The sequence below is a fragment of the Escherichia sp. WS1368 genome (assembly GCF_046487485.1).
Taxonomy (GTDB): domain Bacteria; phylum Pseudomonadota; class Gammaproteobacteria; order Enterobacterales; family Enterobacteriaceae; genus Escherichia; species Escherichia coli.
Genome location: NZ_JBJQJI010000004.1, coordinates 73,536 through 85,407, shown reverse-complemented (window position 1 = coordinate 85,407; position 11,872 = coordinate 73,536). Strand labels below are relative to the sequence as shown.

Annotated in this window: 15 protein-coding genes; 2 read left to right on the top strand and 13 right to left on the bottom strand. The window is 49.7% G+C overall.

What is annotated here, in order from left to right:
• Positions 1-119 precede the first annotated feature (119 nt).
• Entirely contained in the window at positions 120-347 is a 228-nt protein-coding gene (locus tag ACJHYD_RS11530) for a YceK/YidQ family lipoprotein (RefSeq protein WP_001237205.1), read from the top strand.
• Here ACJHYD_RS11530 and ACJHYD_RS11525 read toward each other — a convergent pair whose 3' ends face one another.
• From ACJHYD_RS11525 to lpxL, 3 genes are all read right to left on the bottom strand, one after another.
• A complete protein-coding gene (locus tag ACJHYD_RS11525; protein ID WP_001550947.1) occupies positions 348-722 on the bottom strand; it encodes a MysB family protein in 375 nt (124 codons plus the stop codon). It lies immediately after the preceding gene.
• A gap of 82 nt (positions 723-804) precedes the next feature.
• Complete coding sequence (mdtG, locus tag ACJHYD_RS11520) at positions 805-2,031, bottom strand: multidrug efflux MFS transporter MdtG (RefSeq protein ID WP_000074172.1); 1,227 nt, start codon at positions 2,029-2,031, stop codon at positions 805-807.
• A gap of 171 nt (positions 2,032-2,202) precedes the next feature.
• On the bottom strand, positions 2,203-3,123 hold the full coding sequence (lpxL, locus tag ACJHYD_RS11515; protein WP_000183364.1) for a kdo(2)-lipid IV(A) lauroyltransferase: 921 nt from the start codon (positions 3,121-3,123) through the stop codon (positions 2,203-2,205).
• A gap of 224 nt (positions 3,124-3,347) precedes the next feature.
• On the opposite strand from lpxL, the gene ACJHYD_RS11510 reads away from it, so the two are divergent.
• Positions 3,348-4,400, top strand: a complete 1,053-nt coding sequence (locus ACJHYD_RS11510) for a rhodanese-related sulfurtransferase (protein WP_001305889.1) — start codon at positions 3,348-3,350, stop codon at positions 4,398-4,400.
• A gap of 41 nt (positions 4,401-4,441) precedes the next feature.
• Here ACJHYD_RS11510 and ACJHYD_RS11505 read toward each other — a convergent pair whose 3' ends face one another.
• The 10 genes from ACJHYD_RS11505 to mdtH form a co-directional block, all read right to left on the bottom strand.
• Positions 4,442-5,017 carry a YceI family protein gene (locus ACJHYD_RS11505; protein ID WP_000749254.1) on the bottom strand — a complete coding sequence of 192 codons (576 nt, stop codon included), beginning with the start codon at positions 5,015-5,017 and terminating at the stop codon, positions 4,442-4,444.
• Between the two features lie 3 nt (positions 5,018-5,020).
• Complete coding sequence (locus tag ACJHYD_RS11500; RefSeq protein ID WP_000011118.1) at positions 5,021-5,587, bottom strand: cytochrome b; 567 nt, start codon at positions 5,585-5,587, stop codon at positions 5,021-5,023.
• 260 nt (positions 5,588-5,847) lie between these two features.
• On the bottom strand, positions 5,848-5,961 hold the full coding sequence (locus ACJHYD_RS11495; protein WP_001253418.1) for a YceO family protein: 114 nt from the start codon (positions 5,959-5,961) through the stop codon (positions 5,848-5,850).
• Positions 5,962-6,008: 47 nt separating this feature from the next.
• Complete coding sequence (gene solA / locus ACJHYD_RS11490; RefSeq protein WP_000872836.1) at positions 6,009-7,127, bottom strand: N-methyl-L-tryptophan oxidase; 1,119 nt, start codon at positions 7,125-7,127, stop codon at positions 6,009-6,011.
• Positions 7,128-7,241: 114 nt separating this feature from the next.
• The gene (gene bssS / locus ACJHYD_RS11485) at positions 7,242-7,496 is read right to left on the bottom strand and encodes a biofilm formation regulator BssS (RefSeq protein WP_000414437.1); all 255 of its coding nucleotides are present in this window, start codon (positions 7,494-7,496) and stop codon (positions 7,242-7,244) included.
• Positions 7,497-7,785: 289 nt separating this feature from the next.
• The gene (gene dinI / locus ACJHYD_RS11480) at positions 7,786-8,031 is read right to left on the bottom strand and encodes a DNA damage-inducible protein I (protein ID WP_001217754.1); all 246 of its coding nucleotides are present in this window, start codon (positions 8,029-8,031) and stop codon (positions 7,786-7,788) included.
• A gap of 73 nt (positions 8,032-8,104) precedes the next feature.
• On the bottom strand, positions 8,105-9,151 hold the full coding sequence (gene pyrC, locus ACJHYD_RS11475) for a dihydroorotase (protein ID WP_001550948.1): 1,047 nt from the start codon (positions 9,149-9,151) through the stop codon (positions 8,105-8,107).
• 105 nt (positions 9,152-9,256) lie between these two features.
• Complete coding sequence (locus tag ACJHYD_RS11470) at positions 9,257-9,817, bottom strand: lipoprotein (protein ID WP_001295443.1); 561 nt, start codon at positions 9,815-9,817, stop codon at positions 9,257-9,259.
• A 133-nt stretch (positions 9,818-9,950) separates the two neighbouring features.
• Positions 9,951-10,598, bottom strand: coding sequence for a glutaredoxin 2 (gene grxB / locus ACJHYD_RS11465; RefSeq protein ID WP_000780912.1), 648 nt, complete (start codon positions 10,596-10,598; stop codon positions 9,951-9,953).
• A 63-nt stretch (positions 10,599-10,661) separates the two neighbouring features.
• Complete coding sequence (gene mdtH / locus ACJHYD_RS11460; protein WP_000092206.1) at positions 10,662-11,870, bottom strand: multidrug efflux MFS transporter MdtH; 1,209 nt, start codon at positions 11,868-11,870, stop codon at positions 10,662-10,664.
• Between the last annotated feature and the right edge of the window lie 2 nt (positions 11,871-11,872).

The window sequence follows — 11,872 nt, the reverse complement described above, 5'->3', positions numbered from 1 at the left end:
GTGTTGATTTTGCAAGATTTTGTAGGTCGGATAAGGCGTTCACGCCACATCTGGCAAAAACAACGAGCCAATAAAAATACCGGCGTTATGCCGGTATTTTTTTACGGAAGAGGTATCAAATGCGTTTAATTGTGGTGAGCATCATGGTGACCTTGCTGAGTGGCTGTGGCAGCATCATTAGCCGCACTATACCGGGGCAGGGGCATGGCAACCAATATTATCCCGGTGTGCAATGGGATGTGCGTGACTCCGCCTGGCGTTATGTCACAATCCTTGATCTGCCATTCTCCCTGGTTTTTGATACTTTACTGCTGCCGATCGACATTCATCATGGCCCGTATGAGTAATTAACGTTCATCCCACTCATCAGCTGCTGCGCGTCCTTCCTCGGTATCCAGCGGTGGCTCAAGCTGAAATTCCCCCTCGCCCCATTCATGTAATGTATTCTCTTCCTGCCACTCCTGGCGGATCTCTATCTCATCATAGTCGCCATCAAAGACACTTTGCGCGGCTTCACCGCTAAGCATAGGTAAACATTCACCTTCTTCCCCTTCGTCGGCAAAAAACTCAACTTGCCACATGATGTCGCCGTCCTGCAAAACGTATTTTTGGGCATTGAACTGTTGCACATTCGCATCTTCGGCGTCGATGCCGGGGTTGTCTGCAAGAAATTCTTCGCGTGCAGCGTCAATGGCTTCTTCAAGCGTTGCGTACATGGTCATCACGATTCTCCCTTTGAGTTGATGAGGTTTCAGGGAAAAGGATAGCTGATTCTCCGCTTTTACAAGTATGAAAGGCGAAAAATCAGTTCGATACCTGGGGTATTCGACGACGACGTAGACTGTTCCATGAATAGACTGCGTTGAATAACACTACGCCAGCGGTGACGAGAAATACCGCTCTGAAACCGTAGTTCGCTGAAATCGCGGCTCCCATCAATGGTCCGGTAACGTTTCCAATATCACGAAACGACTGGTTATAGCTGAAGATACGCCCGGCGATTTGGTTGCTCGAGTTGTAAACCAACAGTGTCTGTACGGCGGGGAGTAGTGCACCATCGGCGGCACCGAGCAAAAAACGTAAAATCCCAAGTTGTAATGGCGTCTGAACGTAAGACATTGGGATCAACAGCAGTACAGAAAAGATCAGCGCCGTAATCAGGATCTTTTCGGGTCCGATTCGATCGCCAAGTTTGCCGAGTCGTGGTGCACTTAGCAGAGCCGCCACGCCTGGCACCGAGGCGATCATGCCACTGATAAAGGCGACGTTACTGACGTTACCCGCCAGTTCGCGGACATACAGCGTCAGAATGGGGGCAATTGAGCCCGTTGCCACCTGGATGATTAACGTAGTGACAAACAGGCTGAGTACCAGTTTCGGGTTTTTAAGTGATGTCACCACTTCACGCATGTGCAGCATCTCTTTTTTGCTGACCGGCTGGAATTTTTCTCTGATGCAAAACAGGGTGACGAAAAAGCAGAGTATGAGCACACTGGCGGTAATAAAGAATACCGGACGTAAGCCGTAGCTATCGGCGAGCAGGCCGCCAGCCATTGGGCCGAGCAACGCACCACTAACGCCGCCTGTGGAGAGCGTACCCAGCGCCCAGCCGCTTTTATTACGCGGTACTTGTGTGGCGATAAGAGCATTAGCGTTGGGGACAAATCCGCCAAGTAACCCAAGAAGCGCCCGTAGGATCAAAAACTGCCAGATATTTTGTGCCAGCCCCATCAACACCATCACGATGCCCATGCCGAGGGCAGAGCGTAATAGCATGAGTTTGCGGCCTTTACGGTCGGCGAGTCCACCCCAAAACGGTGAGGCGATGGCAGAAAATAAAAATGTAATGCTGAAGACAATACCGGACCACATATTCAAGGCGGAGTGGCCCGTAACGCCAAGCTGCTCAACGTAGAGGGGTAAGAAGGGCATTACCAGGCTGAAGGCGGCACCCGTAAGAAAACAGCCTAGCCAGGCGACGATCAGGTTTCGTTTCCAGTTTATAGGGGTGTCATTTTCACAGGGTGACATAGCAATCCGCTGTTGGTGCGCCAGGCGCGGTGAACATAAGAAGAAAAGATAAGCACACTAATTATGCGCCCGACTTCCAGGGGGCGCAATCCAGAGAGCTTTTATCGCTAAATCAGGGGGATTTGCTGTGGTAATGCCGGATACCCTTCTGAAGCATCCGGCATGGGAGATTTAATAGCGTGAAGGAACGCCTTCCGGGCGTGTTTTAAAGCGACGGTGTAACCACATATACTGCTCTGGTGCCATCATGATGCATTTTTCGACCACTTTGTTCATCCACGCGGCGGTGGTTTCGGCATCATCCAGCGGCGGAGAACACTCTGGCGGCAGCATAATCAACTGATACCCTTTGCCATCTGGCTTACGGCGTGGAACGAAGGGCACCAGACATGCGCCGGACATCCGTGCCAGCATCCAGGTTCCGGTCGTGGTCGCAGCCTGCTCAACGGCAAACAACGGGACGAAAACGCTTGAGCGCGGGCCGTAATCATGATCCGGTGCGTACCAGACCACTTCGCCTTTTTTCAGGGCTTTAATCATGCCTTTTAAATCTTTGCGGTCGAGCATCGATTTATTTGAGCGCAAACGGCCCCAGGTTTGTAGCCAGTCAATCAGTGGATTATCGTTCGGGCGGTAAACGCCAATCCCCGGTTCCTGCATACCAAACTGCCGCGCACCCAGCTCCAGTGTCAGAAAATGGATGCCAACTAACAGGATGCCGCGTTTTTGCGCCTGCACGTCACGAATGTGTTCCATGCCGATCACTTCCGTCCAGCGGGCGATTCTGCGGTCCGGCCAGAACCACGCCATGCCAGTTTCCATCAGTCCCATGCCAACGGATTCGAAATTCTTCACCACCATTTTACGGCGTTCTTGTTCGCTCATTTCCGGGAAGCACAGTTCCAGGTTGCGATGCACAATTTTTGCGCGTCGTTTCATAAAACGTAACGCAAGTTTTCCTAATCCACAACCGAGGCGGTAGATAACCGGGTAGGGCAATTGCACGACTAACCAAAGTACGCCAATACCCAACCAGGTTAACCAATAACGCGGATGAAGCAGTGCGGTGGAGAACTTGGGTAGATTCGTCATATCAATCCTGTTTTTCAACCTATACGGGCAATTGTATGTATTGTCGCATTTTTTCGCCCGCAACCAAAATTTGTGGCTGAAGACTGGGCGAAATTGCCGCGCTTGTAAATAACAAATAATTTTTAATGCGCAAATGTAGCGTAAAATGTGTGGATGATAATTATCGATAATTGCTATATCATGCCGCGGATTTTTACTTTCCCATCTCGCAGGAACCGTACACCATGCCAGTGTTACACAACCGCATTTCCAACGACGCGTTAAAAGCCAAAATGTTGGCTGAGAGCGAACCGCGAACCACCATTTCGTTTTACAAGTATTTCCACATCGCCGATCCTAAGGCGACCCGTGACGCTTTATATCAGCTGTTTACCGCGCTGGATGTTTTTGGGCGAGTGTATCTGGCGCATGAGGGCATTAACGCGCAAATCAGCGTACCTGCGAGCAATGTTGAAACATTTCGCGCGCAGCTTTATGCCTTCGACCCGGCTTTAGAGGGCTTACGCCTGAATATCGCGTTGGATGATGACGGGAAATCCTTCTGGGTACTGCGCATGAAGGTCCGCGATCGTATCGTTGCCGACGGTATTGACGATCCTCACTTTGATGCCAGCAATGTGGGTGAGTATCTGCAAGCGGCGGAAGTGAACGCCATGCTTGACGATCCCGATGCATTGTTTATCGACATGCGTAACCACTATGAGTATGAAGTGGGGCACTTTGAAAACGCGCTGGAAATTCCGGCAGATACCTTCCGTGAGCAGCTGCCAAAAGCAGTCGAGATGATGCAGGCACATAAAGATAAAAAAATCGTTATGTACTGCACCGGCGGCATTCGTTGTGAAAAGGCCAGTGCCTGGATGAAACATAACGGATTCAATAAAGTCTGGCATATCGAGGGCGGAATTATTGAATACGCCCGCAAGGCGCGCGAGCAGGGTTTACCGGTACGTTTTATTGGCAAAAATTTTGTTTTTGACGAGCGGATGGGCGAACGTATATCGGATGAGATTATCGCGCATTGCCACCAGTGCGGTGCGCCGTGCGACAGCCATACCAACTGTAAAAATGATGGCTGCCACCTGCTTTTTATTCAGTGTCCAGTATGTGCGGAAAAATACAAAGGTTGTTGTAGTGAGATTTGCTGCGAAGAAAGCGCGTTACCGCCTGAAGAACAGCGACGCCGTCGGGCAGGACGTGAAAATGGCAATAAGATCTTTAATAAGTCTCGTGGACGTCTGAATACAACACTGGGCATTCCTGATCCAACAGAATAAATATCATTGCCGGATGCGTGCCATCCGGCAACATTTCACGCTTACTTCTGCTGTACGCCTTCCACTGAAATAATCAGATCCACTTCCTGAGAAGCTGGACCTAAATCTGTTTTGATATTGAAGTCCTTGAGCTTAATTTTGCCTTCGGCCTCGAAGCCTGCACGTTTACCACCCCACGGGTCGTCGCCTTGACCAATTAATTTCGCTTCCAGCGTGACGGGTTTGGTTACGCCATTCAGCGTCAGATCGCCGGTAATATCCAGGTCGTCACCGTCTTTCTTCACGCTGGTGGAGGTGAATGTTGCCAGTGGATATTTTGCAGTATTGAGGAAATCTGCACTGCGAAGATGTTTATCGCGTTCGGCGTGATTAGTATCGACGCTGGTGGTGTTAATTGTCACATTCACTTTATCGGCAGCCGGATTTTTTTCATCAAAGGTAAAAGTACCGTCGAAATCTTTAAAGGTGCCATATAACCAGCTATAGCCAAGATGCTGGATGCGGAAGTTAACAAAGGCGTGCTGACCTTCTTTGTCAATTTTGTAATCGGCGGCAACCGCTGAACCGGCAGAGAACATCAGGGAAGCGAAGGTTAAACCAAGCAGGCTTTTTTTCATTTTTTATACTCCATAGTCAGATGACGACTTTCCCAGCATGCGCTTCAGAGTGTCGTCTTTATCGATGAAATGATGCTTCAGGGCCATAAATCCATGCATAACGGATAGTACTACGACGCTCCACGCGAGCCAAAAATGCAGGGCACCGGCGAAGTCAGCCTGTGCGCCAGCGTCGGCGAGGGTCGCGGGGACGTCAAACCAGCCAAAAACGCTGATCGGTTTACCATCGGCAGTTGAGATCAGATAGCCGCTGATGCCGATGGCGAACAGCAATAAGTACAATGCGAGATGTCCAGCCTTTGCGCCAAGACGAGTCATGGGCGAATAACTCTGCAGCGGACCCGGCGGTGGAGATATGACGCGCCACAGAACGCGAATAACCAGCCCCATCATTAACAAAATACCGATGCTTTTATGCAGTTCGGGTGCTTTGTGATACCAGCCATCGTAATAACTGAGCGTGACCATCCACAGACCTAAAGCAAACATGCCGTAGACAATAATTGCGCTTAGCCAATGGAAGGCCGCAGATATAACACCATAGCGTTCAGGGGTATTTGTGAATGACATAAGTGCATCCAAAACGAATTTGCGAGAGAAAGAAAATGGCGTGTCGGAGAATGAATTGCAACACAAAAATAACAAATTGAATGATATTTATTTTTATTTCAATAATTTTGAATTAATAATGAAAGAATCTTCATAAGTTTAGTGGGTTCAGCATCAGAGATGTCTGGTGAGTGCTGTAGAAGCAGGAATAATCTCATTCAATTTTTCACGCTAAATGAAAGGGAGATTAAATATTTGTCAGTTTATGTCAGTGCGGAAAACTAAAAATAAAACACATAGATCAGATCCATAATTGCCAACAATCCCCAGAGAAAAAGATAAAGCATCAGATGCTCGCGAATATTATTGATGAGATAGTGCAACAGCCGACGCATTAAATACTCCTGTAAAAACGGCCTCATTCTGGAGGCCGTAATGATGATTATTGGAAGCGGGAAAGCCTGAATGGCGTCAAATCAAAATCGCTTTTTTTGTCTTGCGCAAAATCGGCAGCTATTTCCCCTAAAACTGACGCAAATTTAAAACCGTGCCCGCTCAGACCGGTAATGAGCAGTGTATTATCGTGGCCGGGTAGAGTATCGATAATAAAATCTTCGTCAGGCGAATTATCATAGGTGCAGGCAGCGCCGTACAGGCAGCAACCGATACCCGGCAAGACATTGCGCAAGAACGGGAAGGCTTCCGAACCATCGCTGACCACTTCCGCAAACGGAACACGTTCATCCGCTGAATGGATAACCTGGCCTCCGTTATGTTTGCCAATCTTCAACGCGTCGTTTTCTGCCGGAAAACCATAATATTGATCGCCATTGGGCAGTTCACCGGTAAACGCCGGGAATTTATTCTTCACGCTATAGCGACCATCGGCCTGATACCAGGCAAATACTTTGCGTACGGGCTGGACAGGCAGCTCCGGGAGCAGGTCTTTTACCCATGTTCCCGCGCAGACAATCGCTTTTTTCGCCTGATACTCACCGTCAGCCGTTTCAATAGTTACGCCATCATCGTCATGACGAATTGCGGTGACCGGGCAGTTGAACAGCTGCGCACAGCCCGCTTCCTTCGCCAGTTGGATCCAGGTTTTAATCGCCAGTTCGCTGCGCAAAAAACCGGAATCAGTCTCAAATAAGCCGATGTAGTTGTCCGGGACGCGTATTTCCGGCCAGCGGGCCATAATCCCTTGCGCATCGAGCTTTTCAACGTTGAGTTGCCATTGTTCGGCGCTGTGGGCGACGTTGGCGAGAAATGTGGAATCAGCCGGGCCAAGGTTAATGACGCCAGAGCGTACAAAAATGGGATCTTCTTCGTTGTGGCGGGAGAGTTCATCCCACAGCGTTTGCGCGCGGAGAACCAGCGGGACATACTTTTCGCCTTCACCATAAGCATGGCGAATTAATCGCGTATCGCCGTGGTGGCTGCCGTGTTGATGCGGTGGCATATGGGCGTCGGTCATTAGCACGTTTAAACCGGCGCGGGTTGCATAATACCCGGCGGCAGCGCCTACGGAACCGCTGCCAATAATGATGAGATCGTATTTCATTTTTTTCTCTCTGCTCTCATGGTTTAAGCAGAGTAATTAACTGAATGCAGATATACAACCCAGAAATGGTAAAGGCACCGGTGAGGTGCCTTTTGGGTGGATGGTCATGTCATGTTAATGACGCCGATACTCGTTTACCGGGAAATCACCGGATTCAATTTTGGCGATTCCTGCTTCTAATATCGAAATAAATTGTCTGGCAACATCAGTGGTTAACCAGAGCGTCTGACCAACTTCAGTCCCTTCCTGCTCGGACTTATTTGGGGTCTGGTAGTGCAAACGCAACATCAGCGCATCATAGCTATCAACGGTGCTGATGTCCCACCCTACGAGCGGATGAGTCTGAATGACTTCATTATTTTTTTCCATCATGGCCCCCTAATTCGTGTTACTAGACAACGTTATTCGAGGTTCAATGCGTTTTTATCTGAAGCAACTTCAGTATACCAATAAGTAAGGGTATTCACCGAATTTTTAAAGGGGGGAACAGATAAATTTTTGCTTTTAAGATTTATATGAACAATAAAACAGCATGTCATTCATATTTTTTTAGCATATTGTGCAATTATTTTGAGGAAGTGTAGAAATTTTGTACTCGAAATTTGTAAGTAAAATAAAAAAGCCGGGGCGACCCGGCAAAAACAAAAATCACTGCATATTATTCGCTGACAAACCAGTCATCGGCGCTTTCCCACGTTTCCTGGAGAATTTCGCTAATGCGCTGTTTATCTTCTTTTGTTGCGCCAATAACCGATAAATTATTCGCTGCGGCATAACGTACCGATACGTGGCCTTCATTATCAGGAAACGCATACTGAATACGGCGGGAAAGTTCGCCAGCCAGGGCGTCAATAGCCCCAGCTGGCAATGGAGAAGTTTTCGCTATGGTGACTTCAATTCGCATAATAGCCCCCTGTTGAATATACTGGTTATTTATACAGGTAAAATAACCTAATGACAACAGGAAGCTAGGATTTTTATTGTTTAACGGACCAGCGTACCGTTTCCCCGGCGAGGAATGGCACCAGTGTGTCATCAGTCAATGCGATGCTTTCAGCAACCTGTTGCTCTTCGCGGACCAGTTCGATGAATGTGTCGTTGACCGGCAAGCCATAGAACTGTGGGCCGTTTACAGAACAGAATGCTTCAAAGTGCTGCAGAGCATTCATCTCTTCAAAGACGGTAGCGTAACTGCCCAGCGCGGTTGGGGCATTGAAGCAGCCCGCGCAGCCGCAGCTACTCTCTTTGCGATGACGTGCATGCGGCGCAGAATCCGTACCGAGGAATACGCGATTAAAACCGCTGGCGACCAGTTCACGCAATGCCTGTTGGTGAATATTGCGTTTGAGGATGGGTAGACAATACAGATGTGGACGCACGCCACCAACCAGCATATGGTTGCGGTTAAACATCAGATGCTGCGGAGTGATGGTGGCAGCCAGCCGTTCATTTCCGTTACGGACATAGTCGGCAGCATCTTTGGTGGTGATGTGCTCAAAAACGACTTTCAGCGCAGTCAGGCGCTGGCGCAGCGGTTCCATCACGCTTTCAATAAAGCGCGCTTCACGATCAAAAATGTCGATATCTGCATGTGTCACTTCACCATGCACCAGTAACGGCATACCGATTTTTTCCATGCGCTCAAGTACCGGCATGATTGCGTCAACTGACGTCACGCCGTGACTGGAGTTAGTGGTTGCGTTTGCCGGGTAAAGTTTGGCAGCGGTGAACACGCCTTCGTTAAATCCACGCTCAAGCTCATTAGGGTCTAGTGAATCTGTCAAATAACAGGTCATCAGCGGGGTGAAATCGTGCCCGGCAGGTACGGCGTCAAGAATACGCTGGCGATAAGCCACGGCAGCCTCAACGGTGGTCACGGGCGGAGCCAGATTGGGCATTACGATAGCCCGTCCATAAATTTCGCTGGTATACGGCACGACAGTTTTTAACATGCCGCCATCGCGGAGGTGAAGGTGCCAGTCGTCTGGTCGGCGGATCTTTAATACCTGGGATGGTGCAGTCATTAATCTCTATGCTCCGGCTGAAGGGATGTTTTTGCCGGACACAAAGGATAAGCGGAAACGTTTTCCTTTGCACGAAAAATAAAGGGCGCGAATGCGCCCTCGTGATTAATCAGTAAACGGAATGACAATTTCGCCTGGCTTCACTTCAATGCCTTTCGCCAGTTTCTTCGCCATTGCTTCGCCCTGGCTGCCATCTTCGCGCAGGACGTAAGCAGGTTGCTGGTTAAAGTAATTGCGTAATGCCTGGTTCAAATAGGGGAGCAACGTTTGCATCACCGTTTGCATTTTTTCCGGTTGTACCGTCGCATCGACCACTTCCATCTCTTTCAGGAAGATCGCACCTTTTTCTTTATCAAACACGGGCAGCGCTTTCAGCTTCAGTTTCATGGTCGCTTTCTGGCTACCGAACAGGGAGTTCATGTCCAGATTGGCGTCTCCGGTTAGGGTAACCTTATTCGGCTCTTCGCGACCAATTTGGCTGGTCAGGTTTGTCAGAACAATATGGGCGTCAGCCACGCCGGGTAAACCGATATCTTTTGAGAAATTATTATGTTTCGCAAGCGACTGGTTAATTTCTTGTTCGGTGATGGTGTATTGGGTGAGTTGATTACAGCCAACGAGCAGGCCACTGACGATCAATGCAGCGGCAAATAAAAACTTGTTCATGGTAGTCCTCGACATGAAATCTGCGTCAATATCCTGACACAACGCAGCATGTGTCACCAGCGATAAACGCGCCAGCAGAAAAAACTGAAAACGGCGGCAACCCGCGAATACAGGCTGCCGCGGCGGGTCAGGATTAAATCGCCATTGATGATAACAAATTGATTTGTGTCTGTTTCGCCATATTATCGCGGTAATCAGCAACGCGGCTTGGCCAGTTGATTCCGGCTACCAGCGTCAGATTACGCAGTAGCGGAAATAGCTGAATATCATCTTCCGAAAGTTCGCCATTCACGGCGTTCGGTTTGACGATCAGTTTGTCCAGCGCACGTAAATCATCGCTGATATTCTTAATCAGACCGTCAGAGTGGGCCAGCAGGTCGGCAAAATTACCCGCGCTGGCCTCTTTCTTGTCGACGAAATATTTGCGCGCGGCAGGAGTAGAAAACTCATCAAATGCCGATTTGGCAAAACGCGGCAACAGCAGTTTGTTGGCGTAGCCATTGACCTTGCGCAGCCACTCTTCAATGGCAGGGGAACGTTTGCCGGTCAGTAACGGTTTGCCGTCGAGTTTATCGACATAGTGAACGATGTCCATGCTTTCTGGCATATAGCGGCTGTCATCTTTTTGCAGAATGGGAACCTGTTTTTGACCGACCATCCGGGTGGGTGTTTCTGCGTCGTCGTTGAGCAGAACATGTAATTCGACGGGGATATTTTTCAGGCCGAAAATCATGCGGGCTTTGAGGCAGTAAGGGCAGTGATCGTAAATGTATAGCTTCACGTGACTCCTCCATTTGGCTGTCAGTTCACTTTCAGTATGGAGGAGTCAGGGGGGAGTATCAAATCAGGCGTCGCGTTCCAGCAAACGACGCGCGGCGCGTTTCTGACTAAACTGCCAACCCAGCGCAAGGAAAGTGAAGATGCCAATAATGCCCAGCATCATCCACGGAAGCTCTGGCTGGTGCGCCGATTTGCCCAGGTCAAACAGCCAGCCGCCACCGATATAACCAATAGCGCCGCCAATCGCCAGACCCAGACGGCTAAATCCCATATAGCTGCCGCGAGCTCTTGCGTCTGCCAGCGAAGCACTTAAGGTTTCACGCGCAGGCTCGGCAATGATCGACCCGATATAAAACAGACAAATCAGGGTGAAAAGTTGTTGCAGGCCGCTGACCATGCCCACTGGCATCATGCTTAATGACATTATCAACAGCCCAGCCATCAACCGATGTTCCAGACGAAAATGCTTTTCACTCCAGCGGGCGATAGGATAGAGCAACGTTAACGACAGACACGCTTCAATGGCATACATCCATTTAACGGCAGAGGGCGCGCCCGCCACGTCGTTGACCATAATTGGCAGCATCAGCATCACTTGTACAGCCAGCATGTAGTAACCCGCCAGCGTCAGGACATAGGTGACAAAACGCTTGTCACGCATCACGCGGGTCATGCCTTCGCGAACGGGCGTGCGTACAGTGGAGAGTTTCCATGCCGGTAACAACCACGCATTGAACGCTGCACACAGCACAAACAAAACTGCCCCTGTGGCGCAGACCAGGCGAAAGTCGTATTGCAACAGCCAGCTCCCCAACAATGCGCCAATGACCGCACCGGCACTGTCCTGCATCATCAACAGCGAGAAAAAACGACCACGCTGTTGTGGACGGATTAGTTTCACCACCAGCGCCGAACGCGGCGGATCAAACAACGTGCCGCCGAGTCCCGAGAGCAGGCATGAAAACCACAGTAGCCACGGTTCGTGGGCGATACCCATTGTGGCGAATCCGGCGGCACGCATCAGCATACCGGTAACAATCATCGGTTTGGCACCAAAGCGGTCGGCAATTGCTCCGCCGAAAATACCCAGACCTTGCTGAATAAACTGGCGTAGGCCGAGGGCAATACCGACCATTACGGCGGCCCAGCCCATTTGATCAACGAAGCGGATAGAGATCAGCGGGAAGACAACAAAGAACCCCAGCACGACCAGCATATTATCGATGAGCAGGAAATATTTACCCAGGTTCCTGGCCTGCGACACGCGGGACATTT